General features: G+C 66.3%; 24 protein-coding genes, 1 tRNA gene and 1 pseudogene. 20 read left to right on the forward strand and 6 right to left on the reverse strand.

All coding sequences use genetic code 11. From position 1 onward, the window contains the following. The first annotated feature begins 315 nt into the window (after positions 1-315). From ACW172_RS17045 to ACW172_RS17060, 4 genes and pseudogenes are all read left to right on the forward strand, one after another. Positions 316-987 (forward strand): winged helix-turn-helix domain-containing protein, encoded by a 672-nt coding sequence (locus ACW172_RS17045; RefSeq protein ID WP_492032625.1) that lies wholly within the window; start codon positions 316-318, stop codon positions 985-987. Further along, entirely contained in the window at positions 968-2,344 is a 1,377-nt protein-coding gene (locus ACW172_RS17050; RefSeq protein WP_492032626.1) for a sensor histidine kinase, read from the forward strand. The genes ACW172_RS17045 and ACW172_RS17050 overlap by 20 nt, the downstream gene beginning before the upstream one ends. 257 nt (positions 2,345-2,601) lie before the next feature. Then, positions 2,602-4,881: a TonB-dependent receptor gene (locus tag ACW172_RS17055; protein WP_492032627.1), complete on the forward strand. Its 2,280-nt coding sequence runs from the start codon at positions 2,602-2,604 to the stop codon at positions 4,879-4,881. Positions 4,882-5,131: 250 nt separating this feature from the next. After that, positions 5,132-5,980, forward strand: a pseudogene (locus tag ACW172_RS17060) (metallophosphoesterase); the annotation flags it as partial. An 84-nt stretch (positions 5,981-6,064) separates the two neighbouring features. Here ACW172_RS17060 and ACW172_RS17065 read toward each other — a convergent pair. The 4 genes from ACW172_RS17065 to ACW172_RS17080 form a co-directional block, all read right to left on the reverse strand. Further along, a complete protein-coding gene (locus ACW172_RS17065; protein ID WP_492035001.1) occupies positions 6,065-6,505 on the reverse strand; it encodes a hypothetical protein in 441 nt (146 codons plus the stop codon). Next, positions 6,448-6,873 carry a hypothetical protein gene (locus ACW172_RS17070; RefSeq protein WP_492032628.1) on the reverse strand — a complete coding sequence of 142 codons (426 nt, stop codon included), beginning with the start codon at positions 6,871-6,873 and terminating at the stop codon, positions 6,448-6,450. Before ACW172_RS17070 ends, ACW172_RS17065 begins: the two co-directional genes overlap by 58 nt. Before the next feature lie 32 nt (positions 6,874-6,905). Continuing rightward, entirely contained in the window at positions 6,906-7,556 is a 651-nt protein-coding gene (locus ACW172_RS17075) for a COG4705 family protein (RefSeq protein WP_492032629.1), read from the reverse strand. A gap of 68 nt (positions 7,557-7,624) precedes the next feature. Then, positions 7,625-10,804, reverse strand: coding sequence for an autotransporter outer membrane beta-barrel domain-containing protein (locus ACW172_RS17080; protein ID WP_492032630.1), 3,180 nt, complete (start codon positions 10,802-10,804; stop codon positions 7,625-7,627). A gap of 206 nt (positions 10,805-11,010) precedes the next feature. Between ACW172_RS17080 and ACW172_RS17085 the strand changes: the two genes are divergently transcribed. From ACW172_RS17085 to ACW172_RS17100, 4 genes are all read left to right on the forward strand, one after another. Then, entirely contained in the window at positions 11,011-11,925 is a 915-nt protein-coding gene (locus ACW172_RS17085) for an SPFH domain-containing protein (protein WP_492032631.1), read from the forward strand. Next, the gene (locus ACW172_RS17090) at positions 11,925-12,113 is read left to right on the forward strand and encodes a type II toxin-antitoxin system antitoxin (protein WP_492032632.1); all 189 of its coding nucleotides are present in this window, start codon (positions 11,925-11,927) and stop codon (positions 12,111-12,113) included. The genes ACW172_RS17085 and ACW172_RS17090 overlap by 1 nt, the downstream gene beginning before the upstream one ends. A gap of 120 nt (positions 12,114-12,233) precedes the next feature. After that, positions 12,234-13,484: a glycosyltransferase gene (locus ACW172_RS17095; RefSeq protein WP_492032633.1), complete on the forward strand. Its 1,251-nt coding sequence runs from the start codon at positions 12,234-12,236 to the stop codon at positions 13,482-13,484. 109 nt (positions 13,485-13,593) lie between these two features. After that, positions 13,594-14,430, forward strand: a complete 837-nt coding sequence (locus ACW172_RS17100; RefSeq protein WP_492032634.1) for a polysaccharide deacetylase family protein — start codon at positions 13,594-13,596, stop codon at positions 14,428-14,430. A gap of 18 nt (positions 14,431-14,448) precedes the next feature. On the opposite strand, the gene ACW172_RS17105 is transcribed toward ACW172_RS17100, so the two are convergent. Further along, positions 14,449-14,766: a hypothetical protein gene (locus ACW172_RS17105; protein WP_492032635.1), complete on the reverse strand. Its 318-nt coding sequence runs from the start codon at positions 14,764-14,766 to the stop codon at positions 14,449-14,451. 520 nt (positions 14,767-15,286) lie between these two features. Between ACW172_RS17105 and ACW172_RS17110 the strand changes: the two genes are divergently transcribed. Next, a complete protein-coding gene (locus ACW172_RS17110; RefSeq protein ID WP_492032636.1) occupies positions 15,287-15,931 on the forward strand; it encodes a hypothetical protein in 645 nt (214 codons plus the stop codon). Positions 15,932-16,004: 73 nt separating this feature from the next. On the opposite strand, the gene ACW172_RS17115 is transcribed toward ACW172_RS17110, so the two are convergent. Further along, a tRNA-Asp gene (locus ACW172_RS17115) sits at positions 16,005-16,081 on the reverse strand. A 260-nt stretch (positions 16,082-16,341) separates the two neighbouring features. Between ACW172_RS17115 and ACW172_RS17120 the strand changes: the two genes are divergently transcribed. The 11 genes from ACW172_RS17120 (at position 16,342) to nuoG (ending at position 25,131) form a co-directional block, all read left to right on the forward strand. Then, positions 16,342-16,719 carry an NADH-quinone oxidoreductase subunit A gene (locus tag ACW172_RS17120; protein WP_492032637.1) on the forward strand — a complete coding sequence of 126 codons (378 nt, stop codon included), beginning with the start codon at positions 16,342-16,344 and terminating at the stop codon, positions 16,717-16,719. Further along, complete coding sequence (locus ACW172_RS17125; protein WP_492032638.1) at positions 16,689-17,312, forward strand: NuoB/complex I 20 kDa subunit family protein; 624 nt, start codon at positions 16,689-16,691, stop codon at positions 17,310-17,312. Before ACW172_RS17120 ends, ACW172_RS17125 begins: the two co-directional genes overlap by 31 nt. A 59-nt stretch (positions 17,313-17,371) precedes the next feature. Then, complete coding sequence (locus ACW172_RS17130) at positions 17,372-17,956, forward strand: NADH-quinone oxidoreductase subunit C (RefSeq protein WP_492035002.1); 585 nt, start codon at positions 17,372-17,374, stop codon at positions 17,954-17,956. A 6-nt stretch (positions 17,957-17,962) separates the two neighbouring features. Continuing rightward, the gene (locus tag ACW172_RS17135) at positions 17,963-18,379 is read left to right on the forward strand and encodes a hypothetical protein (RefSeq protein WP_492032639.1); all 417 of its coding nucleotides are present in this window, start codon (positions 17,963-17,965) and stop codon (positions 18,377-18,379) included. Between the two features lie 91 nt (positions 18,380-18,470). Further along, a complete protein-coding gene (locus ACW172_RS17140) occupies positions 18,471-19,649 on the forward strand; it encodes an NADH-quinone oxidoreductase subunit D (protein WP_492035003.1) in 1,179 nt (392 codons plus the stop codon). Continuing rightward, positions 19,646-20,308: an NADH-quinone oxidoreductase subunit NuoE gene (gene nuoE / locus ACW172_RS17145; protein WP_492032640.1), complete on the forward strand. Its 663-nt coding sequence runs from the start codon at positions 19,646-19,648 to the stop codon at positions 20,306-20,308. Before ACW172_RS17140 ends, nuoE begins: the two co-directional genes overlap by 4 nt. Further along, positions 20,308-20,511 (forward strand): hypothetical protein, encoded by a 204-nt coding sequence (locus ACW172_RS17150; protein ID WP_492032641.1) that lies wholly within the window; start codon positions 20,308-20,310, stop codon positions 20,509-20,511. Before nuoE ends, ACW172_RS17150 begins: the two co-directional genes overlap by 1 nt. Further along, positions 20,508-20,777 carry a hypothetical protein gene (locus ACW172_RS17155; protein WP_492032642.1) on the forward strand — a complete coding sequence of 90 codons (270 nt, stop codon included), beginning with the start codon at positions 20,508-20,510 and terminating at the stop codon, positions 20,775-20,777. The genes ACW172_RS17150 and ACW172_RS17155 overlap by 4 nt, the downstream gene beginning before the upstream one ends. Before the next feature lie 492 nt (positions 20,778-21,269). Next, positions 21,270-22,583, forward strand: a complete 1,314-nt coding sequence (nuoF, locus tag ACW172_RS17160) for an NADH-quinone oxidoreductase subunit NuoF (RefSeq protein WP_492032643.1) — start codon at positions 21,270-21,272, stop codon at positions 22,581-22,583. Between the two features lie 2 nt (positions 22,584-22,585). Next, positions 22,586-23,083, forward strand: a complete 498-nt coding sequence (locus tag ACW172_RS17165; protein ID WP_492032644.1) for a hypothetical protein — start codon at positions 22,586-22,588, stop codon at positions 23,081-23,083. Next, positions 23,083-25,131, forward strand: a complete 2,049-nt coding sequence (gene nuoG, locus ACW172_RS17170) for an NADH-quinone oxidoreductase subunit NuoG (protein ID WP_492032645.1) — start codon at positions 23,083-23,085, stop codon at positions 25,129-25,131. The genes ACW172_RS17165 and nuoG overlap by 1 nt, the downstream gene beginning before the upstream one ends. Positions 25,132-25,143: the final 12 nt, after the last annotated feature.

A 25,143-nucleotide genomic window follows, 5' to 3' on the forward strand; every position in this document is an offset into this window, starting at 1 on the left:
CGACTTTCGTTGTTCGCCGACTCGGGGACAAAAAGGCCCCTTCAATTGGGGCGCGATGACGTCTGAGACATTTCACGCATTCGCGCTGAGTCTTCCGGCCGTGGAGGCCCATCCGATCCTGGACAGCGTGGAGTTCCGGGTCGGGAACCGAACCTTCGCCTGAGAGCGATTGGTCTGCATTGGTAACCCGGTTTCATCGCCGCTCGGGTTCCACCGGCGCGACTAATGTCTATGTGGCGCTTGAGGGACTTCGGTTGACAGCGCGTGTGCGGCTTGTCCTTTGAGATCGGGCCAAACTCGCGCCCCGGGGAGACGATGCGCGTTCTGTTGATCGAGGATGATGTCGAGACCCAGACCTATGTCACGGCCGGCCTGAACGTCCGGGGGCATGAGGTTGAGGTCGAGGCTACCGGCGACGGCGGTCTGGCCCGGGCCCTGGGCGGGGGCTTTGATATCGTGGTGATCGACCGGATGTTGCCCGGCATTGATGGCCTCACGGCCGTTCGCACGCTGAGGGCCGGCGGTCATCGCATTCCAGTCCTCATGTTGACTGCGCTCGGCCTGGTCGAGGACCGAGTCGAAGGCCTGGAGGGCGGGGCCGATGACTATCTGGTCAAACCCTTCGAGCTGCCCGAACTGGCGGCCCGCATCGCCGCCTTGGCTCGCCGGGGAGAGGCGGAGACCCAGACCCGGCTCGTCCTGCTCGACCTCGTTCTGGACCGGCTGGCCCGAACCGTTTCGCGCGGCGGCGATCCGGTCGACCTGCAGCACCGAGAGTTCCAGCTGCTCGAGCTGCTTCTTCTCGAGACGCCGCGGGTGGTGACACGGTCCATGCTGCTGGAGAAGATCTGGCGCTTCAATTTCGATCCGGGCACCAACCTCGTCGAAAGCCATATCAGTCGGCTGCGCAGCAAGATCGACCGGGGCGGCGACCGGCCGTTGATCCATACGGTCAGGGGAGAAGGCTATGCCGCCTTCGTCGGCTAGCCTCTGGTTCCGCTCCACCGCCTTTCGTCTGTTCCTGCTTCAGATGGCGGTTCTGGCGACGGCGCTCGTCGGGGCCAGCGTCGGCGGCTGGTTCGTCACCCGCAATGTCGCGCTCGCCGACGCCCGGGATCACGTCCTGATGGAATACGACGCCGTCGTCAGCGACATCGGAGCAGGGGGAGCAGACCGGGCCGCTTCGGTCGTGGCCGCTCGAACGCGACTGCCGGGCGCCTTCGAATACGGTCTGCACCCTCCCGGCGGCGGGGGCTCGTCCACTGGCGAACTGCCCCGACTCGAGCCCGGTTTGCGAACGGTGGCCGAGGCCGGCATTGTCGGCCATTCGACTGACAAGGGCCAGTTGCTGGCTTTCACGGGCCTTCTGCCGGACGGTTCCGTTTTCACCGTCGCCGAGGACATGGACAGGGCCGAGGCGTTGCGGCGAAATCTCCTCAGAACCCTGTTCGTGTGGGACGGGCTGGCGCTCCTTGTGAGCCTGTTGCTGGGCCTGCTGCTGACCCGCCGCGCCCTGTCACGGATGAACCGGATCAACGCCGCGCTTGACCGCGTCGCCGCCGGCGATCTGTCCGCTCGCATCGACGTGGGATCCACGGCGCGGACGGACATGGACGACCTTTCAAGGGGGGTGAACCACGCCCTGGATCAGATCAACCACCTCGTCGGCGCGCTCCGGCAGGTGTCGGCGGAGGTCGCGCACGATCTGCGAACCCCTCTGTCCCACGTTCGTCAAAGGCTGGAGCTTGCCCGCACTGCGACCACCGCCGAAGCGCGTGATGCGGCGATCGACGGTGCCCGGACAGGCCTCGCCGCAGCCCTTGCGGTGTTCGACGCCATGCTGCGGCTCGCCGAGATCAGGGCCGGCGCCGCCCGCGAACGGTTCGCGTCGCTGGCGCTGGACGAGGTCGCCGCCGATGTCGTGGACGCCTGGCGGGCGGATATCGAGGCGGCGGGCGGGGCCGTCCTGCTCGAGGCGCCGGAGCCCTGTCCGATGACCGGTGACGCCGAGCTGCTGGTCCAGGCCCTGTCGAATCTGATGGAAAACGCGCTGCGCCATGGACGCAGTCCCACCATGGTCACCGTCTCCGCAGGGCGTGGCTTCGTCGAACTCTGCGTCCGGGACCATGGTCAGGGGATCGCCGAGGCTCGCCGCGAGGCCGCTCTGCGGCCGTTCGGCCGGCTGGATCCCGCACGCACGACGCCGGGCTCGGGCCTCGGCCTGCCGATCGTCGCCGCGGTCGCTCGTCTTCACGGGGGCGAAATGCGGCTGGAAAACGCCGATCCGGGCCTGTGCGTTCGTCTGCGCTTCGCGACGAATGTTCCGGACGCATCCCAAGATTAACCAGCGCGAAAATCGCGCCGCTGGTCACATTGGGAAAAGACAATGTTTCAGAAATGATCCGTGATCTGAATATAGATCCGGCGGAATCGTAATGAAATCAAGAACCACAAACGGCGTTACTGAATTGTCGTCTTTGGTGCGTGAATCCTTCATTTGAGCCGGCCCTCGCCGCGCCCTAGCCGCCGACTTCGTCAGGTCGGGGGGCAGAGGCGAAAACGTCCCCCTCCGGTGTCAGACGGACAGATGGGGCAAAATTCATGCGATACCTTTCGAAGACCGGCTTCCGGACCACTGTGTCCGCGCTTGCGGTGCTGACCCTGGCCGGCCTGGCGGCGGGCGCCGCGGCGGCCGAGCCGACCGGGCCCGACGGGCCGACCACGCCGGTGACCGGCGACCCGGAAAACCCCGACTACAGCTCGCGCGTCGAGGACGTCGTGGTTACGGGCGTCGCCAGCCGTCCGCTGTCCTCGCCCGTCCAGGCCTCGCTGAACGCGACCCAGCCGCAATCGATCATCGACCGCAAGGCCATCGACCAATTCATTCCCGCCACGGCGGACTACACCCAGATCGTCAACCTGGCGCCCAGCGTCTCCGGCACCTCGTTCAACGGTCCGGGTCTGGGCGAGGCCAAGACCACCCTGCGGGGCTTCAAGGACGGTGAGTACAACATCACCTACGACGGCATCCCGTGGGGCGACGCCAACGGCCCGACCCACCACTCGACCTCCTTCTTCCCGTCCTCGACCATCGGCGCCGTGATCGTCGATCGCGGTCCCGGCGAGGCCAGCCAGCTCGGCCAGGCCAGCTTCGGCGGCTCGATCAACCTGTTCTCGCCCGAGGTCAGCCACGACCGAGGCGGCTCCCAGTCCCTGACCTACGGATCGTGGAACACGATGATGTCGGTCACCAAACTGAACACCGGCGACATCGACCAGCTCAACGGCGCCCATATCCTGTTCAACTTCCAGGAAATGCAGACCGACGGCTATCTGACCCACAACGATGCGGTGGCCAGCAACCAGATGGTCCGCGGCGTTTTCCCGCTGATGGGCAGCTGGGACCTGACCGTGTTCGGCGCGTGGAACTACACCCGCATCCACACCAACGACAGCGCCGGCGCGACCCTTGCGCAGGTCGATCTGTACGGCAAGAATTTCGCCCTCACCGACGATCCCAACCTGCCGACCTGGTACGGTTACAACAGCGTCGAGAAGCACACCTACTTCAACTATGCGCGTCTCGCCGGCGACCTGACCGACAGCCTGTCGCTGAAGAACACGGTCTATAGCTACTACTACAAGAACGACACGGAATCGGCCCTGGACGTCACCCTGTCTCCGGCGGATATCGCCGCGAAGAAGGGGTTGCAGATCACTCTGACGCCGGGCGGCAAACCGACGGTGAACGGCCATATCCCCGGCTATCAGAAGCTGAACGTCTATCGCATCTGGGGCGACACCCTGAACCTGACCCAGACCGTGCCGTTCGGCGAGATCCGGGCGGGGCTGTGGTGGGAGCATGCCGACACCGGCCCGCGCTCGCGTATCGACTATGACGCGACGACGGGCGGTCCCGATTATCGCCAGAAGGTCCTCGCCGGCGTGCCCCAGACGCTGGAGTATCTGCAGTATTCCGGCTGGAACCAGACCGAGCCCTTCATCGACGTGCAATGGAACGTCACGCCGCGCCTGACGATCACCCCGGGCCTGAAGTACGTGAACTTCGACCTGCGCGTCGACTCCGAGGTCAACCAGAAGTCCCGCGAGCCTTTCCACGGCGGCAAGACCTTCGAGAAGACCCTGACCTTCCTGACCGCGCGTTACGCATTGCAGGACAACTGGTCGGTCTATGGCCAGTACGCCACAGGCTTCCTGGTGCCGGACATCAGCTCGACCCAGGTGGCCAAGCCCAACCTGTCGGACCTGCAGCCGCAGACCTCGACCAACTATCAGCTGGGTACGGTCTTCCACGGCGACCGGTTCTCGTTCGACGCCGACGTCTACTATGTGGACTTCAACAACAAGATCCAGACCGCGTTCAACGCGACCACGGGCGAGACGGAATCGTTCAACCTCGGCGGGGCGATCTACAAGGGGATCGAGGGTCAGCTGACCGTCCAGGCGATGGACTCGCTGTTCGTGTTCGCCAACGGCTCGCTGAACAGCGCCGAGACCAAGGGCAACACCCAGCTCGGCGTGGTCGGTAATCTGCAGATCGCCCAGGCCCCGACCACCACCGCCGCGGCCGGCGTCATCTATGACGCGCACAACGGCCTAACGGTGTCCTTCATCGACAAGTACACCGGCGAGTCCTGGGCCAGCGAAGGCGAACCGGCCGCCTATCACATCGACGGCTACAACTCGGCCGATCTGACCGCGACCTTGAGCTTCGACCGCTATCGTCTGGAAGCGGCCGTCTACAACGTCTTCGACAGCCAGGAAGTGACCGCCATCAAACCTGGCAAGACCACGCCGTACGACCAGTATTATTTCCAGCCGGAGCGGAATTTCCAGGTCAGCCTCAAGGCTAACTTCTAGTCCGCCACGTCTGCTTGAGGGGGCGCGCGCAGGCGCGTCCCCGTTTCCCTTTTTTCCGGCGCCGCTCATGACCCTGTCGTATCGATCCCTCCTCGTGACTGTGATGGCGGGGGTCTGTGGTCTGGCGCCGTTGCCGGCCTTCGCCTCGACCGCCTATGTGATCCTCGGCGAGGAGGGGAGGCCGGTGGCGCGGGTGCTGACGGAGGCGGACCATTGCCCGACCGTCCGGGCGGATCGCCGCGATCTTCCCATGACCGTGCGGCGCGAGCCGGGCACGGTGGCCCAGCGTCCGACGGCGTCGGCGGTCGAGTTTTCGAAGCCTTCGGCCTTTCCGGTGCTGACGTGCGAACTGGCCCTGCCGACCGGGACGCGCAGCGCCACGGTCGACGGCCATCGTCTGCCTCTGCCGCGCGCGCGTCTGAACCGGATCGTGGTCATCGGGGACACCGGCTGCCGGCTCAAGGCTACGGACGCGGCGTATCAGCCCTGCAACGATCCGGCCGCCTATCCCTTCGCCCGCATCTCGGCCCGGGCCGCGGCGTGGCGTCCGGACGCGGTCATCCATGTGGGCGATCTGCTCTATCGCGAGAACCCGTGCCCTGACAGCGAGGCCGGATGCGCCGGGACGCCCTGGGGCTTCGGCTATGACGCCTGGAAGGCCGATTTCTTCGACCCGGCGGCGCCGCTTCTGGCCGCCGCGCCGTGGATCATGACGCGGGGCAATCACGAGAGCTGCGCGCGGGGCGGTCAGGGCTGGTGGCGCTTCATCGATCCCCGTCCGCCGGTCGCCAACCAGACCTGCGACCGCGCCGCCGACGATGCGACCGGCGATTACAGTGCGCCCTTCGCGGTGCCGCTGGGCGGCGGCGCCCAGGTCGTGGTGATGGATCTCTCGGGCATCGGCGGCAGGGCGCTGGCGACCGACGACCCGCGCCGGGCCAATATCCGCCAGTCCTTCGCCGAGCTGGACCGCCTCGGCCGTCAGGCCCGCTTCACCTTCGCGCTCGACCACTATCCCGTCCTCAGCATCTCCGCCGACGACAAGAACGGGATCATGACCCTTCAGCCCGGCAATGGCGCCATCCAGTCGGTGATCGGCGCGCCCGATGGCGGGGGGCTGCCGGACAGCGTCGACGTGCTTCTGGCGGGCCATGTCCACCTGTTCGAACAGGCGAGCTTCTCGTCAGCGCATCCGAGCCAGTTCGTGACCGGTTTCTCGGGCACGCTGGAAGACAAGGTGCCGCTCCCGGAGACCCTGCCCGAGGGGGCGAGCGCGGGGATGGGGTCGGTGGTCGAGCAGTTCAGCTCGTGGGTCGACGGCTTCGGCTATATGACCCTGGAGCGGCGCGGCGTCCGCTCGTGGGCCGCGACGATCCGCGACGTGGACGGTCACGTGGTCAACCGCTGCCGCATCGATGGCCGGCGTTCCTCCTGTCGCGTCAAACGCGTTCCCTCTCCCGCCACGGCGCCGCCTCGCTGACGTCTCGCCTTGGCGCCGGGAGCGCTTCTGCGAAGTCTGCGCTGGCGCCATCATGGCATGGCCGCTGGGAAAGCTGCTCGAATAAGTCAGATCGAGCTGGGGGACGATGTCGGGGCGGGGATGGGCGACGACCGCCTTGACCACCTCGGACAGGATCTGCGCGGCGCAGACGGTGGCGAAGTAGATCGCGGCCTGGATCCACCGTCCGTGATCAGCAACATGACCACGGCGAAGACGGTGATCCGCGTGAGGATGGTGAACCCGCCGCGGGCGGTGAAATCCCGCTCGGTCTCCTGAAGCCAACGGGGGCCGAGCGGCTGGAGGGTCTGGCCGTGACGGAACCAGAGCAGGATCGACCGGTCGAGCGCAGCGGTCGATCCCTCCTTCACCTCGTCAGCCAGATAGAGGAAGGCCCAGATGGCGCCGGCGATCAGGGCGAGGACCGCCAGGAGCGGCCGCTCCAGACGCGACATCCAGCGCACGGATCGGCCAAACTGTGGGTCTTTGGTCATGACAATTCGAAGGGCATAGCGAGCAGCGCAGGTCAGGCCGTGACGGCGGCATCGCCGCCGTCACGCCGTCCCGCCCTCTGCGGCAGGATGCATATGAGGGCGATGATGGCGACGGCCAGGACGGCCGAGGCGATGGGCCGGCTGAGGGCCAGGCCGCCATGGTCGAGGGGCTTGTCGAGGAAGTCGCCGACGACCGCGCCCAGCGGCCGGGTCAGGATGAAGGCGGCCCAGAACAGGATGACGCGGTTGATGCGGGGCCACAGGGCAAGCCCCGCCACGACGGCCAGCAGCGCGCCGAAGATCGCCGCCGCCCCGACATAGCCGAGGCCGCCGGTGTCCGCCGTCCAGTCGCCGAGCGCCGTGCCCAGGGTCTGCGACAGGGTGATGGTGACCCAGTAGAAGAGTTCGGCCTTCGGCGAGGCGATCAGATCCGACGAGATCGCGCCGAGAGTGAACCGCCAGGCCGCCAGCGAGACCAGGACGGCGGTCAGCAACAGGGCCGAGCCTCCCGTATAGCCGATGCCCAGCGACCGCGTCGCGAAGTCGGCCAGGGTTGTGCCCGCGGTGGTCGAGGCGATGATGGTCGCCCAGTAGAGGAAGGGATGAAAGGCTCTGGCCCGGATCTGGGCGATGACGAGAACCACCGAGAGGGTCGGCGGTTCGAACCCGTCGCCGCCTACCACCGCTCCAAACGACAAAGGCCGCCGGAGCGATCCGGCGGCCTTTTCGCGTTTGGTGCGGAGGCTTCGGATCAGAACCGGAAGCTGGCCCGCAGCAGCAGGGTGTAGCGGACGTAGTCTTCCAGCATCTCGGCGTCGGCGTTGATGCTCAGCTTGCCCAGCTCGTTGCCGACGGCCAGGTGGAAGCCGGCGATGAAGCCGCCGCCCTGGATGTCGGTCGGATCCAGGGTGAAGGACGAGCCGCCCGAGGCGAAGCGGGCGATGGTCTGGCCCGGATCGACCGAGAAGTTCTGACGCCAGCCGAGGCGCAGCTCGGGGCGGATCCAGCCGTTGGAGCCGAAGCCGTAGCCGATGTTGACCGCCGCCACACCGCTCAGGATATGGCCGTCGCGCGCGTCGACGTTCAGGTCGAAGCCGTCGCCGCCGCCGCTTTCGGTGCGCGAGCCCTCATGCAGGCTGAAGAACTCGCCGTAGACTTCCGGGCGGACGTTCAGGCGGCCGAAGGTCCGCTCGTAGGAGGCTCCGCCGGCCGCGGCCAGGGTATAGCCGTTCCATTCCGACTGGTTGTTCAGATACAGGCCGTCGCCGACCAGGGCCCGGTCGGCCTTGAAGGTGGCGTAGCCGGCCGCTGCGCGGGCCCAGGTGGTCCAGTACTGGCCCTGGGCGCGCCAGTAGAGGCCCATCTCGACCAGGCTGGCGGACAGGACTTCCTGGGCCTCGGCCTCGGGATCCTTGATGTCGGAGGAGGTGAAGGCGACCGAGACGCCCACGGCGCCCAGGCTGGTGCCGGCCTCGACGCCGCCGGCGACGCCGAAGCCTTCCGAGCGGAAGCCGTAGGTGTCGGTCTTGTCCTTGTCGGCGTAGAAGTTGATTTCCTGGACCCAGGCGCTGGTCTCGCCGACGCCGGCGGAGGCGTTGCGGCCGGTCAGGGCGCGGGTCACGGCGTCGACGCCGCTGGCCAGGGAGAGCAGGGGACCGCCCGAGTGGTCGGGCAGGGTCTGCTCATACAGGTTCATCAGGCCGTCGCGCGTCGTTTCGGACAGGAAGGCGCTCTGCAGGGCCGAGTTGGCGGCCAGGCCGTTGTAGACCGTGTCAAAGGCGGAGGCCTCGACCCCGATCATCCCGATCTCGGAGGCGGTGCGGCGGCGGGCGTCGATATAGACGTCGCCGGCGGCGACATTGGCGCCGGCCGAGACCACGAACAGATAGGGGGAGTTGTCCTGCACCCCGGCCGGGTTGACCGTGCCGTAGTTCAGGGTGTCGGCGTGGATCAGGGTGAAGCGCTGCGGCGCCTGCAGCAGCGAGGTGAACCGGATGCCCAGGGTGGCGCCGGTGGCGACCGTGGCCGTGCCGTTGACCTTGAAACCGCCGGCCGTCAGGCCCGCCGCCGGATCCAGCGAGACCAGCAGGGTGCCCGTCGAGCCGACGTTCAGGCCGGTGACGTTCAGCTGGTTGGTCTGGCGGGCTTCCAGGGTGCCGTTGGCGACGTTGACGTTGAGCAGGCCGTCGGTGTCCGACAGGGCGCCGCGCACGATCGCGCCGCCTGTGACGTTCAGGGCGTCGGCCCCGGCCCCGAAGGCGATGTCGCCGACGAAGACGCCGTTCTGGATGTTGACCGAGTCGGCGCCCGAACCCAGCAGGACGTTGCCGTACATGATGGGTTCGTCGGCGTCGGCGACGCCGTCGCCGTCGGTGTCGGTCGCGGTGCTGCCCGTACCGGCCAGCACGCCGAACTGGGTGATCGTCACCCCGGTCGTGTTGGCGCGCACGTCGATGGCGGTCGCGGAGCCGGTCATGGCGTCGCCCGCGTCGTTCGGCGACAGATTGGCCTGAAGCGAGCCCGTGTTGACGATGTTCGTCAGGGTGCCGCTGAGATCGTGGATGGCGGTCAGATTGGCCGTGCCGCCCGCGGCGCTGGCCAGGATTGAGCCGTTGTTGGTGAAGGACGACAGGCTGGCGCCGGCGTCGATCCGCACGGCCTCCAGGCTGCTGGCCAGGGAGGTCGAACCGGCGGCCGTGATGAAGCCGTTGTTCAGCAGGGTCGGCGTCGTGGTCCCGGAACCGAGGCGCACCGCGGTGCCGTCGGCTTTCAGCGAGATGATGGCCATCGTGCCGTCGTTGCGGATACCGCCCGCGATGTTGACGGTCTGGCCGGCGTTGCCGCCGATTTGCAGGGCGTGGGCCGCCACGCCGTCATAGACGCCGTTGCCGACCAGCTGGCCCTTGTTGATCAGGCCATAGGCGGCGTCGCCCGTGCCGGCCACGCCGATGCTGATGGACCGCGTCGCGGACCCGATGGTGACCGCCGGCGCGCCGCCGTAGACGGTGATGTTCGCCGTGCCCTCGGACGCGTCGGGTCGACCGTCGGCGTCTTCGTCGGCGTTGTTGGCGTCCGCATCGACCGGGGCGGTGTCGAACACCAGTCCGTTGCCCACATTGCTCGCCACCACGACCGCCGAGCCGCCCTGCAGCTTGTCTTCCGCCTCCAGACCGGCCACGAAGGCGTCGGTTCCCAGGGCCGTGTAGCGATAGCCGGTCGCGGTCACCGCGCCCTGGATCGTCAGCCGCCCGGAAACGTCGCCCTCGAACACGGCGCCGGACACGCCGCCGCCGGTGGCCGTGATGGCGCCGTCGATGTTGACGTTGCCTGTCACCGACCCCGTGGTCTTCAGACCCACGGAGTTGTCGCCGACGATGTTGATGTTGCCGAAGGCATTAAGGTTGCCGATCAGCGGCGTGTTGATCGCGACGCCGTAGGAGTTGTTGCCTTCGACCTGGATAACGCCCGAGCTCTGGATCTCGATGTTGCCGGTCACAGCGCCCGCGCCGGACAGACGCAAGCCGTACTTGCCCGTGCCCGTCGCCCAAGGACCATCCAGGTCGCCGTCGTTGTCGGTGTCCGGATAGGTGTTGATGCTGTCGTTGACCAGGACCTGGCCGGCGATGGTGATGGTCGTCGAGACCCCGCCGTTGACCTGAATCCCGACCGAGTTGTCGGCGGCGTTCTCGATATTCACGGCCGCGCCGCTGTCGATGATCAGCGTGTTGTTCGAATCGATGGTCACGGCCGTGCCGGACGACAGATTCGTTCCGCCGCCCGAGGCGAAGCGGATGTTGTCGGCGGCCGAACCGGTCGCGTTCGAGGTCTGGATCGGGGTGGTGCGAGTCGTCGAAACGACGACCTCCGCCTGAACGCCGGTGGCGACCATCAGCGGAGCGAGCGCCGCAGCGGTCGCGAGCAGTTTACGCATTCGGTAGGAACCCCTGTGGACACACACGCGCACGATTGTCGCGACCCTGTAACAGGGCGTCCGCGAGCTTGCCTCAAGTTTCTCGAATTTGAGGCGATTGCAAGGCCAGAACGACGTCTTTGAAAGCATCTCGCAACGATGCTGCTTGTCAGTGACGCGATCAAAGTGATATCACTTCGATAACGAATATCGGAGGGATCTGAATCATGACCACCCATTCCACCTCATCCGAGCGGCCGGCCGCCACCACCAACGGCGTGCTGATGCTGCTGCTCGGCCTGGCCCTTATCGTCGGCGGACCCTTGCTCGGTTTCGCGGGCGCAAACGGGGCGGCATCGCATGGCGAGGAGGTCGGCTCGGTCGTCTTCGGCCTGTCCGCGGCGGTCGTCGGCCTGCTGATCCTGTGCGGCCTCTATTCGCTGCAGCCCAATGAGGCGACGGCCATCCTGTTGTTCGGCGACTATCGCGGCACGGACCGCCACACCGGTTTGCGCTGGGTTCTGCCCTGGTACAGCCGCAAGAAGATTTCCTTGCGGGCGCGAAACATCACCAGCGACAAGCTGAAGGTGAACGACAAGCGCGGCAATCCGGTGGAGATCGCGGCCAACGTCGTCTGGAGGGTGTCGGATTCGGCCCAGGCCCTGTTCGACGTCGACGACTATCAGGCCTTCGTGAACATCCAGGTCGACACCGGCCTGCGCGACATCGCGTCCCACTACGCCTACGACCACGGCGAACAGGTCGAGGGCGTGGATCAGGAGCTGACCCTGCGCGCCGACGCCGAGGATGTCGCCGCCCGGCTGCGCGACGAACTGGCCAAGCGCTGCGGCGTGGCGGGCGTGGTGGTCGACGAGGCGCGCCTGGCCCACCTGGCCTACGCCCCCGAGATCGCCGGCGCCATGCTGCGGCGTCAGCAGGCCGAGGCCATCCTTGCGGCCCGTCGCCTGATCGTCACCGGCGCGGTGGGCATGGTCGAGACCGCGCTTGAGGATCTGAGCGCGCGCGGCGTCATCGATCTGGACGAGGACCGCAAGGCGGCCATGGTCTCCAACCTGCTGGTCGTGCTGTGCGCGGACCGCGAGGCCCAGCCCGTGGTCAACACCGGCACCCTGTACGGCTGATGGCGGCCAAGCCGCGCAAGCCCTTCCTGATGCGCGCCTCTCCGGGCGTGATGGCGGCCGTCGAACGTCTGGCGGCCGCCGAATTGCGCTCGGTCAACGCCCAGGTCGAGGTCCTGCTGCGAGAGGCCTTGCTGCGTCGCGGCATCCCCACGACCGGGAACGATCCGGGGCCTGACGATCCCGCATGACCTCTTGAGCTTGGCGTTGAGCGGGTCTAGGGGCGTTTCATGGTCCCGCGTAAAAAAGCCGCCCGCATCCAAACTCGCACGCCGCGCGTTGCCCGGTCCAAGCGAGCGGAGAAATCTTCAATGAGCCTGATCGATCTCGACGTCACCGAAGCCGACCTGCGTCTGATCCCCGGGTGGGACGAAGAGGTCGCCGAGACGCTCAGGATCCTCAAGGCCTCGGCGGAGGATCCGCGTCCGCGTCTGGTCGACACCACCATGCTCTATGCGCCCCGCTCGGGCGGGGTGAAGCGCTATCTGGAATCCAAGAAGCTGTGGCTGGCCGAGAATCGGCCCGGCGTCGCCCATTCGCTGGTCGTGCCCGGCGCGCGCCATGACGCGGGCGCCGACGGAATCATCAAGCTGCGGGCGACCAAGCTACCGTTCGGCGACGGCTATCGCTGGCCGTCCTCGGTCAAGCGCTGGGGCGCCTGGGTCGCCTCCATGAAGCCCGCCATCATCGAGGCCGGCGATCCCTACACGCCCGGTCAGGGCGCGCTGGAGGCGGGTCAGAGGGCCGGCTGCCCGGTCGTCGGCTTCTGCCACTCCGATCCCGCTGGTTTGGCCGCCCTGCATTTCGGCGAATGGGCCAAAAAGCCGGTCGAGAAGCGTTGGGCCCGGTTGTTCGGCCAGTTCGACCGCGTCGTCTCGCCCAGCAAATTCATCGCCCGCCGTCTGGAAGAGGCCGGGGTCGGCAATATCGTCATCCGGCCCCTGGGCGTGGAGATCGACACCTTCCGCCCCGACCGCCGCGACCGCGACTGGCTCCTGAAGAAGCTGGGCCTGCCCGCCAGCGCCCGCCTGCTGTGCTTCGCCGGCCGTCCGGCGCGCGAGAAGAACATCGATGTGCTGATCGAGGCGGTCCAGAAGCTGGGTGATCCCTATCATCTGGTGCTGGTCGGGGCCGGGCAGGGGATGCCCGCCGAGGACCGCGTCATCGCCCTGCCGTATGAGAAGGACCCCAAGGCCGTGGCGCGGATCATCGCCAGCTGCGACGCCTTCGTCCACGCCAACGACAAGGAGCCCTTCGGCCTGATCGTGCTGGAGGCCATGGCCTGCGGCCGGCCCGTCGTGGGCGTCAACGCCGGCGGCGTGGCGGAGACTGTCACCAATGAGGTCGGCCAGCTGGCTGCTTCGGCCGATCCGACCGAATACGCCGCCGCCATCGAGGCCCTGTTCGCGCGCGACATCGAGGCCATCGGCGCCGCGGCCCGGGTCCATACGGTCGAGCGCTTCGCCTGGAACCGCGTCTTCGAGGACCTGTGCATGGTCTATGCCGACGTCAGCGGCCAGCCCGCCTTCGTCCATCCGGCCGAGGAACTGGCGGTCCACTAGGGCTTGCAGAGGCGCAGCCGACACAGCCGCTCGCCTTTCACGTTAACCCTCTCGTCAACCCGCGTGCGATGGGCCACAAAGCCCGTCTGGTCACGGGCGGGGGCTCGGCGTGCGGCTGTTTCTGATTGTTCTGGTGGCCGTGGGGGCCTGGTTCCTGCCGCCCGCGCCGCGTCCGGTGCAGGCGATCAGCGCGCCCCAGGCCGTGGGACCGTGCCCGACGGCGCCCAACTTCCCCGGCAAGATCGAACAGGTCGTCCTGACCACGCCCGGCGCCTATGGAAATCTGCAGTACCGGCGCACGCCTCTGGGGCCGAAGACCATCGCCATCACCGTCGACGACGGCCCTGATCCGCGCGGGTCGCAGGCGGTCATGGCGATTCTCGAATCCCGGTGCCTGCGCGGGACCTTCTTCTATGTGGGACAGTACGCGGCCCTGAGGCCCGACATCGTCCGCGACGCTGTCCGCCGCGGACATAATGTGGGCAGCCACAGCTGGTCGCATCCGACGCGTCTGGCCTGGTGGGGCAGGGAGACGGCCCAGGCGGAGATCAGGCGTGGCTTCCTGGCCGTCGAAAACGCCGCTCCGGGCCAGGTAGAGCCCTTCTTCCGCTTCCCGGGGCTCGGAGACAGCCCGGGGCTCAGAAACTGGCTCAGCGACGAGGGAATCGCCGTCGTGGGCGCCGAGGGCGGCACGGACGACTGGCGCGGCATCGGCGCCGAGGCCATCACCCGCCGGACCCTCGCGAACATGGCCGAGAGCGACGGCGGCGTCCTGATCATCCACGAGACCCATCCGGCCATGATCGCCGCCCTGCCGGGCCTGCTGGACGAACTGAACCGCCGCGGCTTCCGCTTCGTCCAGATCACCGCCGGGGACGCGGCGCGCCGGGACGCACAGGCGAAACCGCAGACGCTGCTGAGAGCAGGACTGAAGACCGATCTGTGACCTAATGCGGAGCAAGCCTCATTGGACGCTGCCGCTTTCGACGAAGACATCAATTGTGGCGTGCAAGGTCGGCCTTCCGAGGATCGCCAAGGCCGACACGGTCGCGGGCTTGGCTTCCAGTGATCGGAGTTTCCCAAAGAACGCGACCTCTGTGCCCAAGGAATAGAGCTCAGGCTCATTGACCAAGGCGTTCAGGGATCCCGCGTCCTGCTCCATGACCTCGAAGGTAATGACGCTGCCTTGGACCAAATTCTCGATGCTTGAAGTGAGGAAGATTGGATTCGCGACTACGCCATGCCCGCGCGCGTCTTTCATCCGAACCGAAAGGCAGGCCATGCGATTGCTCCCGAATATCTGACGCCATGGAACGGGAGAGATTGTTGCCAAAACGTCAGCGGTGTGGAACCGCGCAGGCGAAACCGCAGACGCTGCTGAGGGCAGGACTGAAGAGCGACTGAGAGATCTCGGCGTGATACCGTTTCGAGGCTCCCCTGGCACGGGATTCTAATAGGCTTGAGGTATGGATCAGACCAAAGCGCGAGGGGCTGGTTTGGCAACAGCTCCGACCATCGGGGGTGAGCGCAAGACAGCCATGATGAAGGAGGGCTGCTGGTTCTGCGGCGGGCCTAACACTGGTTCCGAGAGGTCCGCTGAAGACTATTGGCCTCGATGGCTGTGGCCTCATCCGAAATTCGTGGAGACCGCCAAGAAGAGTTCAATGACTGGCTTTGAACCTCGGGTCGCCATGATGCCGGGGGAGGACGTTGTAATCATTACCCAAGGCATGCGTAGGGCCGGCCGCTCACGCATAAATGACAAGGCCCCAGGGTTTTGTCGGCGATGCAACAACGGTTGGATGAGCGGTATCCAAGACTACGCGCGAAATCACCTGGGGCATGCATTCTTCGCAGAGCAGGGTGCATTAGATCGTGATCAGCAGGCCGCACTTGCCCGTTGGGTGACTATGACCGCAATGGTGATTGACACTCATCAGGGCGAGACTCCCTTGGTGCCAGTGAATGATCGAAAGTTCTTCGGCGCGTCACATGTGATGCCGAACGGCACCTCAATCCTTGTAGGGCGGTTTGCTGGGAGCATCGATAACGCCCGATGCTGGAAAGGCGGAGCCGCAGGCTTGAAGGATGGGCGGTGGCTAGAAGGCTGGGGTAGCTCGATTCTTGCCGTAGGAGATTTGTTCGTGGTTGCCGCGTTTGGCGGCAGGTTTCCTCTAGCGTTGTCCACACATCTGGAGGCGATGGGGTTGCAGTGGATTTACCCTCGAACCTTCGCTTCGATCGATCTAGACCAACGCCCGGCTCTGCAGGATGGGGCACTCGATCATATCGGGCACTGTTTCCATCTTTGGTCTCACAGCGTCTTGCCGGATTTCAAAGGTGACCTTGGGGCCCTGATTGCCGCTGTTCCAGCGCCAGCTGTTGGGTCATTTGAGGCAGGTGGCGGCCAGTCCGCAGAAGATGGTGCGAATCCTCATCCGGCCTAGGCATCGGAACAACAAAACAATGCTTTGAAGAAGAAGGCGGGGGACGCGCCATTCTTTCTGATCACAGAAAGAATGGCGCGAGTGACGGGACTCGAACCCGCGACCTCCGGCGTGACAGGCCGGCACTCTAACCAACTGAGCTACACCCGCGTTGCTCGCTGCGGCGGGTTGCGCCGCGGCGAGGGGCGTCGTTTAGGCGGACCGTAGCGGCGGGTCAAGCGACGAATTCAGGTTCGCACGTACTTTTTGCGACACCGGGAATCTTCGAGAATTAAGCCTGAAATCTGCGAACCATTCTCAATGAAAACCCTTTTGCCGCATGGGTTTGAACGGCAGCGTTGTTGGGTCTAAGAAGCGCCGAATCCCCCCGATCAGCCGGACTCCCCATCCGGCCCGCGAGGCCATTTTTTATGAACGCATTCCTTCTGCAGTACCTGCCGGTCGTGATCTTCATCGGGATCGCGGCCATCATCGGTCTGTTGTTTATCGTCGCGGCCCTGCTGATGGCGCCGAACAGCCCCGACTCGGAGAAGCTGTCCGCCTATGAGTGCGGCTTCAACGCCTTCGACGACGCGCGCATGAAGTTCGACGTGCGCTTCTACCTCGTCTCCATCCTCTTCATCATCTTCGACCTGGAAGTGGCCTTCCTGTTCCCGTGGGCCGTGTCGATGTTCGACCTCAGCCACGCCGGCATGGTCTTCGCCTTCTGGTCGATGATGGTCTTCCTCGGCGTTCTGACCGTCGGGTTCATCTACGAATGGAAAAAGGGCGCCCTCGAATGGGAGTAGCAGCACCTAAAAGCGGTCTGGTGACCGCCTCGGGCCAGCCCCTGACCTCCTATGGTCTCGGCGCGCGCTCGACCGTCGAGGGTTACGATCCCAAGCTGCACGACAAGTTCTTCGAGGCGGTCAACACCGAGGTCGCCGACAAGGGCTTCATCACCGCGCCGCTGGACGACGTCATCACCTGGGCCCGCACCGGTTCGCTGATGTGGATGACCTTCGGTCTGGCCTGCTGCGCCGTGGAGATGATCCAGGCGTCGATGCCGCGCTACGATCTGGAGCGCTTCGGCATGGCCCCGCGCGCCAGCCCGCGTCAGTCCGACCTGATGATCGTCGCCGGTACGCTGACGAACAAGATGGCCCCGGCGCTTCGCAAAGTTTACGACCAGATGCCGGACCCGCGTTACGTGTTGTCGATGGGTTCCTGCGCCAATGGCGGCGGGTATTACCACTACAGCTACAGTGTCGTGCGGGGTTGCGACCGCGTTGTACCTGTCGACGTCTATGTTCCGGGTTGCCCGCCGACGGCGGAGGCTCTGGTCTATGGCCTGCTGACCTTGCAGAAGAAGATTCGCCGCACCGGGACGATCGAGCGATGAGCGATTTTCCCTCCAGCGCCACCGGCGGGACCCTGGCGAGCCTGATCGCCAATGAGGCCATGCTGACCCCGCTCGGTCAGGAGATGGTCGCCGCGCTTCAGGTCGACGTCCTGGTCGAGCATGGCGAACTGAACATCCTCTGCGGCCGCGATCGCGTGATCGAGGTCCTGACGGCGCTGCGCGACACGTTCCAGTTCCAGCAGCTGATGGACCTGTGCGGCGTCGACTATCCGGAGCGGGCCGACCGTTTCGACGTGGTCTATCACCTGCTGTCGCTGACCCGGAACGCGCGCATCCGCCTCAAGGTCGCGACCAACGAGACCGATCCTGTGCCCAGCGCGGTTTCGGTCTATCCTTCGGCCGGCTGGTTCGAGCGCGAGGCGTTCGACATGTACGGCATGATTTTCTCGGACCATCCGGACATGCGCCGGATGCTGACCGACTACGGTTTCCAGGGGCATCCCCTGCGGAAGGACTTCCCGATGACCGGGTATGTCGAAGTGCGTTACGACGAGGAGCAGAAGCGGGTTGTGTATGAACCCGTCAAACTGACCCAAGAGTTCCGGAACTTTGATTTCCTGTCGCCCTGGGAAGGCGCCGAATACCCGGCTCCCGTTCTGCCCGGCGACGAGAAGGCGGGATGAGCACATATGAATCGGGCGGCCTTTCGATCGGCGTCTTCGTTCTTTCTGGTCACGTTCTCGACCGCGTTTCTGTTCACCCTGGGCGCGCGGCTGACCGGCTGGTTCACGCGGACGCCGGACGTGCCGCCGCAGCAGCAGCAGGCGCTGGGCATCGCGATCATGGTCGCCGTGGTCTGTCTGGCCGTGGGCGCGGGCATTCGTCGGCTTTCGGCCGGCGAGTTGCAGAGCGCGCTGCTGGGCGCCTCGGCCATCCTTCTGTCGACGCCGCTGGCGATCGCGGTCCTGACCGGCGACTGGCAGCTGTCGACGGCCGCGGTCTCCAGTATGGGGCTGCTTACTCTCGCACTCGGCTGGCTGGTCGCGCTCACGCGCCGGCATCAGCCGAGCATCGAACCGATCGAAACGGAGCTGTCTGATGGCTGACGGCGCAAAAATTCAGAACATGACGCCCACCGTCGCCGAACTGGACGTCTTCGCGGACGATCTGGACCATCGCACCTCGCACGCGAAGGAGATGGACGACCGCAAGTTCACCATCAACTTCGGCCCGCAACACCCGGCCGCGCACGGCGTGCTGCGTCTGGTGCTGGAGCTGGACGGCGAAGTCGTCGAACGCGTCGATCCGCACATCGGCCTGCTGCACCGCGGCACCGAAAAGCTGATGGAATCGCGGACCTATCTGCAGAACATCCCGTACTTCGACCGGCTGGACTACGTCTCGCCGATGAACCAGGAGCACGCCTTCTGCCTGGCCATCGAGCGTCTGCTGGGCATCGAGGTGCCGTATCGCGGCCAGCTGATCCGGGTTCTGTACTGCGAGATCGGCCGCATCCTGAACCACATCATGAACGTGACGACCCAGGCGCTCGACGTCGGGGCCCTTACGCCGCCGCTGTGGGGCTTCGAGCAGCGCGAACAGCTGATGGTCTTCTACGAGCGGGCCTGCGGCGCGCGCCTGCACGCCAACTACTTCCGCCCCGGCGGCGTCCACCAGGACCTGCCGATGGCGCTGATCGACGACATCGACCGCTGGTGTAAGCAATATCCGAAGAAGCTCGGCGACCTGGAAGCCCTGGTCACCGAGAACCGGATCTACAAGCAGCGCAACGTCGACATCGCCGTCGTCACCAAGGAACAGGCCCTGGAGTGGGGCTTCTCCGGCGTGATGCTGCGCGGCTCGGACATCGCCTGGGACCTGCGCCGCTCGCAGCCCTACGAATGCTACGCCGATCTCGATTTCGATATCATCGTCGGCAAGAACGGCGACTGCTGGGACCGCTACCTCTGCCGCATCGAGGAGATGAAGCAGTCGGTCCACATCATGGAGCAGTGCATCCATAAACTGCGCAACTGCCCCGGCGAGCCGGTGATGACCGAGGACAACAAGGTCGTTCCGCCCCGTCGCGGCGAGATGAAGCGGTCGATGGAATCCCTGATCCACCACTTCAAGCTCTACACCGAGGGCTTCAAGACCCCGCCGGGCGAGGTCTATGCCGCCGTCGAGGCGCCCAAGGGCGAGTTCGGCGTCTATCTGGTCTCGGACGGCACCAACAAGCCGTACCGCTGCAAGATCTCGGCCCCCGGCTTCCGCCACCTCCAGGCCATGGACTGGATGAACCGCGGCCACATGCTGGCCGATGTCTCCGCCATCCTGGGTTCGCTCGACATCGTTTTCGGAGAGGTGGACCGATGAGCGTTCGTCGTCTCGCCCAGGTCCAGCCTGAGAGTTTCGCCTTCTCCAGGGCGACCAAGACCAAGCTCGACTGGTGGATCCAGAAGTATCCGGCCGACCGCCGCCAGTCGGCGGTGATCCCCGGGCTGTGGCTGATCCAGAAGCAGGAGGGCTGGGTTTCCGAGCCCGCCATCCGCCTGCTCGCCGACACCCTGGGCATGGCCTACATCCGGGTGCTGGAGGTCGCGACCTTCTACACCATGTTCATGCTCGAGCCGGTCGGCTCGGCCGCCCTGATCCAGGTCTGCGGCACCACGCCCTGCATGCTGCGCGGCGCCGGCGACCTGATGAAGGTGTGCAAGGACCGCATCGGCCCGAAACAGACCCTGTCGGCCGACGGCAAGTTCTACTGGGAAGAGGTCGAGTGCCTGGGCGCCTGCGTCAACGCGCCGATGGCCATGGTCAACGACTACTACCATGAAGACCTGACCGCCGCGGACATGAACCAGATCATCGACGACTTCGCGGCCGGCAAGAAGCCGAAGCCGGGTCCGTACGTCGACCGCGTCAACTCGGCGCCGGAAGGCGGGGCCCTGACCCTGCTCGACAAGAAACTGTACGACGGCTCGGCCGCCAAGCCGATCAAGAAGCTGCCGAACTCCGACAAGGCGCCGGCCTGATGTCGAAGACCGATCCGAAATCGCCGAAGGCGCTGCAGGGAAGCGGCGTCGCCTTCCTGGGCGCCGGTGCGGCGTTCATCGCGATCGGCGCGACCAATCATGACCTGCTGGCCTTCCTCGGCGTCGGCGCGGCCTTCCTCGCCATCGGCGGAAGCTTCATCGCCAGGGGCAAGAAGGCTGAGAAAGGGGAGGGCGACGCGTGAGCCTTCCCGACCTGAACACCGAAGACGGCCGCGCGGCCTATCGCAAGGAGCTGCGCGGCGTGGCCCTGCCGATCCGCTGGGGCGGTCTGGCCCTGATCGTGCTCGGCGCGGTCCTGGCCCTGATGGTCCGCAACAACATTCTCGGCCTGACCAACAGTGTCCTGCCGGTCGCCTATGCGGCGCTGGGTCTCGGCTGGGGTCTGGTCCTGGCCGGGATCGTCATCCGCACCCGCTATCACCGTCGTCGTCTGGCGGAGGGGCTGTGATGTCCCTGCATCATACGGTTAAGGATCGACTCCGTTCAGGCGAGCTGTCGTGCCAACGTCGACAAGACGAACGATGCTCTCTGGTCTGTCAGGACCAGGGGATATGGAATGGCCGATCGGAAAACCGGCAAGCGCGGGCGTGCGTCCGCTCGTCCGTCGAAAACACGGCGCGCCGCCGCCTTCCTCGCCAATCTGCTCGGCGTCCTGGGGATGACCGTGGGCGGGCACGCCCGACCGGAAACGCCCCAGTCCTCGCAAGGATTGGCGTCGCAACCGGCGCCTTCGCAAGCGCCGACTTCAAGCGCGGCGCCTTCGCCGTCGCCTTCCCCTGTTTCTCAGCCGACCGGCCCCGTTGATGCCCCTGAACGCCCTTCGCCTTCCCCTTCAAGTCAAACGCCTGTCCTCGGCGAGCGCGACCGTCGCGACCGCCGAAGCGAGCTCTCACGTTCCCGGCTGTGGCGACCGGATCCACCTGGTTGGGGAGGCGGCCCGATGATCGGCATGCTTGAAGACAAGGATCGCATCTTCACCAACCTGTACGGGCTCCAGGACTGGGGCCTCGAAGGCGCGAAGAATCGCGGCTGCTGGAACGCCACCAAGGACATGCTGGACATGGGCCGCGACTGGCTCATCACCAACGTCAAGAACTCGGGCCTGCGCGGCCGCGGCGGCGCCGGTTTCTCGACCGGCCTGAAGTGGTCCTTCATGCCGAAGGAGCTCAAGGATCGTCCTCACTACCTCGTCGTCAACGCCGACGAGTCCGAGCCCGGCACCTGCAAGGACCGGGAGATCATGCGCCATGATCCCCACCTGCTGATCGAAGGCTGCCTGATCGCCTCCTTCGCGATGCAGGCCCATGCCTGCTACATCTATCTGCGCGGCGAATATGTGCTCGAGCGCGAGCGCATGGAGGCGGCGGTCAAGCAGGCCTATGAGGCCAAGCTGATCGGCAAGAACAACGTCCATGGCTGGGACTTCGACGTCTACATCCACCACGGCGCGGGCGCCTACATCTGCGGCGAAGAGACCGCCCTGCTGGAAAGCCTGGAAGGCAAGAAGGGCCAGCCGCGCCTGAAGCCCCCGTTCCCCGCCGGCGCCGGCCTCTACGGCTGCCCGACGACCGTGAACAACGTCGAATCCATCGCCGTCGTGGGCACCATCCTGCGTCGCGGCGCCGACTGGTTCGCCGGCTTCGGCCGTCCGAACAACACCGGCACCAAGCTGATGTCGATCTCGGGCCATGTGAACCGCCCGTGCAATGTCGAAGAGTCGATGTCGATCCCGCTGCGTCAGCTGCTGGAAGAGCATTGCGGCGGCGTGCGCGGCGGCTGGGCCAATCTGAAGGCCGTGATCCCGGGCGGGGTCTCCGTGCCCCTGATCACCCGCGAGATGTCCGAAACCGCCCTGATGGACTTCGACAGCCTGCGCGAGATGCGCTCCGGCCTCGGCACCGCGGCGGTCATCGTCATGGACAATGACACCGACCTGGTGAAGGCGATCGCCCGTATCAGCTACTTCTACAAGCACGAGAGCTGCGGCCAGTGCACGCCGTGCCGCGAAGGCACCGGCTGGATGTGGCGCGTGCTGGAGCGGATGGCGATCGGCGAGGCGGATCCGTCCGAGATCGACCTGCTGCTCGACGTCGCCGGTCAGGTCGAAGGCCACACCATCTGCGCCCTCGGCGACGCCGCGGCCTGGCCTGTCCAGGGCCTGATCCGGCACTTCCGCCACGAGATCGAGGACCGCATCCAGACCTATCGCACCCGCCGCGCGAACTTCGCCGGCCACGCGATCGCGGCGGAGTAAAGATGAGGGCAGCGACCGCCATCGCTGGAGGACTTCTCGGTCTGGCCGCCTGCGGTCAGCCGGCGGAGAAGGCTGCGTCCAAGGCGACGGAAAAGGCCTCGGCCCCCGTTGTGACTTCGGACGCCGCGACCGCCCCGACGGGTCCGCTGTCGGCCGTCGATCTGCGCCGCGTCTGCCGCGCCGGTCTGGCCGCCATCCATGGTCAGGAGCCCGAGGCCATCCAGATCACCGGTCTGGAAGGCTCGGTCGTCAACGCCCAGTGGCCCGCGCCCGTCGACGGCGGCCTGATGAAGGCCCAATGCCGCACCGAGGGTCCGCTGCTGACCTGGAAACCGGTGGATCTGCCCGATGCCGCCGACAATCGCTGGATGAACCAGTCCGGCGACCCCGCAAACACCTTCGCCGTCAAAGGCGACGTCGTGACGGTCACCCAGACCTTCCCCGACGGTACGAACCAACAGTCGGACCTCACGGTCCCTGCGAGTAAAGAGGCCGCCTGATGCCCGTCGCCAAGGTCAACGGCGTAGAAACCGAATTCGAGCCCGGCATGACCGTGCTGCAGGTCGCCGAGCGCGCCGGGCATGAGATCCCGCGCTTCTGCTACCACGAGCGGCTGTCGATCGCCGGCAACTGCCGCATGTGCCTGGTCGAGGTGAAGCCCGGACCGCCGAAGCCCCAGGCCTCGTGCGCCCTTCCGGCCGCCGAGAACCAGGAGATCTTCACCGACACCCCGATGGTCAAGAAGGCCCGCGAGGGGGTGATGGAGTTCCTGCTCATCAACCACCCGCTCGACTGCCCGATCTGCGACCAGGGCGGCGAATGCGACCTGCAGGACCAGTCGGTCGGCTACGGCCGCGACGGCTCGCGCTATTCCGAGAACAAGCGCGCCGTCGAAGAAAAGAACATGGGTCCGACGGTCAAGACCTTCATGACCCGGTGCATCCAGTGCACCCGCTGCGTCCGCTTCATCTCCGAGATCGCGGGCGTGCCGGACATCGGCATGATCTCGCGCGGCGAGGACGCCGAGATCACGACCTATCTCGAGAAGAACGTCGACAGTGAACTGTCGGGCAACGTCAACGACCTGTGCCCGGTCGGCGCCCTGACCCACCGCCCGTGGCAGTACCACTACCGCCCGTGGGAGCTGAAGAAGACCGAGACCATCGACGTCATGGACGCCCTGGGCTCGAACATCCGCGCTGACTCCAAGGGCGCCGAGGTCATGCGCGTCCTGCCGCGCGTCAATGAGGGCATCAACGAGGAGTGGCTGTCCGACAAGAGCCGCTACGTCGTCGACGGCCTGCAGAAGCGCCGCCTGGACCGTCCGTACATCCGTGAGAACGGCAAGCTGCGCGCCGCGACCTGGGAAGAGGCCCTGAACGCCGTCGCCGCCAAGCTGAAGGCCGCGCCCGCGAACCGCATCGGCGCCATCGCCGGCGACCTGCAGGACGCCGAGGGCATGAAGGCGACGCTGGACCTGTTCCGCGCGCTCGGCTCGGCCAACACCGACTGCCGTCAGGACGGCTCGACCCTGGGCTACGGCCCGCGCGAGAGCTGGCTGTTCAACTCCAGCCTGATCGGCATCGAACAGGCGGACGCGGTCCTGCTGGTCGGCGTGAACCCGCGCACCGAGGCCCCGCTGCTGAACACCCGCCTGCGCAAGATCTGGCTCAGCGGTCAGGCGACCGTGGGCGTGATCGGCGAACAGGCCGACCTGACCTATCCCTACAGCTACCTCGGCGCCGGCACGCAGACGCTGGCCAAGATGCCGAAGGCCGCCCGCGACGCCCTGACCAACGCCCAGCGCCCGGCCATCATCCTCGGCTCGGCCGCCCTGAACGGCGACAACGGCGACGCTGTCCTGAACGCCGTCGGCGCCCTGGCCAGGAAGGTCGGCGTGGTCACGGCTGACTGGAACGGCTTCAACGTCCTGCACAACGCCGCCTCGCGCGTCGCCGGTCTGGACATGGGCTTCGTCCCCGGCGAAGGCGGCCTGACCGTCGCCGAGATGCTCAAGCCCGACGCGCTGGACGTCCTGTTCCTGCTGGGCGCAGACGAAGTGAACTCGACGGCCTCGAACGCCTTCCGCGTCTATCTGGGCAGCCACGGCGACAACGGGGCCCACGGCGCCGACGTCATCCTCCCGGGCGCCGCCTACACCGAGAAGTCGGGCCTGTACGTCAACACCGAGGGCCGGGTGCAGATGGCCGAACGGGTCGTCTTCCCCAAGGGCGACGCCAAGGAAGACTGGGCCATCGTCCGCGCCCTGTCGGCCAAGGTCGGTCAGACCCTGCCGTACGACACCCTCGACCAGCTGCGTTCGAAGCTGATCGCCGACGCCCCGAGCTTCGGCCGCATCGACGCCCTGCCGACCCCGGCGACTTTCGATCCCTCGGCTCTGGGCAAGAAGGGCGAACTCGGCGATACGGCCTTCGTCCCGGCCGTGGCCGATCCCTATCTCAACAATCCGATCGCGCGCGCCAGCGACACGATGGTCGAGCTGTCCGCCCTGCGGTCGGCTCCGGCCGCAGCGATGGCGGCGGAGTAACCGATGGACCCG

This window comes from Brevundimonas sp. ALps5 (assembly GCF_058681645.1).

Coding starts and splice junctions, on each gene's coding strand:
- ACW172_RS17045 (WP_492032625.1), top strand. CDS start 316: ATGCGCGTTCTGTTGATCGAGGATGATGTCGAGACCCAGACCTATGTC.
- ACW172_RS17110 (WP_492032636.1), top strand. CDS start 15,287: ATGAGCGGTATCCAAGACTACGCGCGAAATCACCTGGGGCATGCATTC.
- ACW172_RS17165 (WP_492032644.1), top strand. CDS start 22,586: ATGAGGGCAGCGACCGCCATCGCTGGAGGACTTCTCGGTCTGGCCGCC.
- ACW172_RS17135 (WP_492032639.1), top strand. CDS start 17,963: ATGAATCGGGCGGCCTTTCGATCGGCGTCTTCGTTCTTTCTGGTCACG.
- nuoF (WP_492032643.1), top strand. CDS start 21,270: ATGATCGGCATGCTTGAAGACAAGGATCGCATCTTCACCAACCTGTAC.
- ACW172_RS17070 (WP_492032628.1), bottom strand. CDS start 6,873: ATGACCAAAGACCCACAGTTTGGCCGATCCGTGCGCTGGATGTCGCGT.
- ACW172_RS17140 (WP_492035003.1), top strand. CDS start 18,471: ATGGACGACCGCAAGTTCACCATCAACTTCGGCCCGCAACACCCGGCC.
- ACW172_RS17105 (WP_492032635.1), bottom strand. CDS start 14,766: ATGGCCTGCCTTTCGGTTCGGATGAAAGACGCGCGCGGGCATGGCGTA.
- ACW172_RS17125 (WP_492032638.1), top strand. CDS start 16,689: ATGGAAAAAGGGCGCCCTCGAATGGGAGTAGCAGCACCTAAAAGCGGT.
- ACW172_RS17095 (WP_492032633.1), top strand. CDS start 12,234: ATGAGCCTGATCGATCTCGACGTCACCGAAGCCGACCTGCGTCTGATC.
- ACW172_RS17050 (WP_492032626.1), top strand. CDS start 968: ATGCCGCCTTCGTCGGCTAGCCTCTGGTTCCGCTCCACCGCCTTTCGT.
- ACW172_RS17090 (WP_492032632.1), top strand. CDS start 11,925: ATGGCGGCCAAGCCGCGCAAGCCCTTCCTGATGCGCGCCTCTCCGGGC.
- ACW172_RS17120 (WP_492032637.1), top strand. CDS start 16,342: ATGAACGCATTCCTTCTGCAGTACCTGCCGGTCGTGATCTTCATCGGG.
- ACW172_RS17080 (WP_492032630.1), bottom strand. CDS start 10,804: ATGCGTAAACTGCTCGCGACCGCTGCGGCGCTCGCTCCGCTGATGGTC.
- ACW172_RS17085 (WP_492032631.1), top strand. CDS start 11,011: ATGACCACCCATTCCACCTCATCCGAGCGGCCGGCCGCCACCACCAAC.
- nuoE (WP_492032640.1), top strand. CDS start 19,646: ATGAGCGTTCGTCGTCTCGCCCAGGTCCAGCCTGAGAGTTTCGCCTTC.
- ACW172_RS17150 (WP_492032641.1), top strand. CDS start 20,308: ATGTCGAAGACCGATCCGAAATCGCCGAAGGCGCTGCAGGGAAGCGGC.
- ACW172_RS17055 (WP_492032627.1), top strand. CDS start 2,602: ATGCGATACCTTTCGAAGACCGGCTTCCGGACCACTGTGTCCGCGCTT.
- ACW172_RS17130 (WP_492035002.1), top strand. CDS start 17,372: ATGCTGACCCCGCTCGGTCAGGAGATGGTCGCCGCGCTTCAGGTCGAC.
- nuoG (WP_492032645.1), top strand. CDS start 23,083: ATGCCCGTCGCCAAGGTCAACGGCGTAGAAACCGAATTCGAGCCCGGC.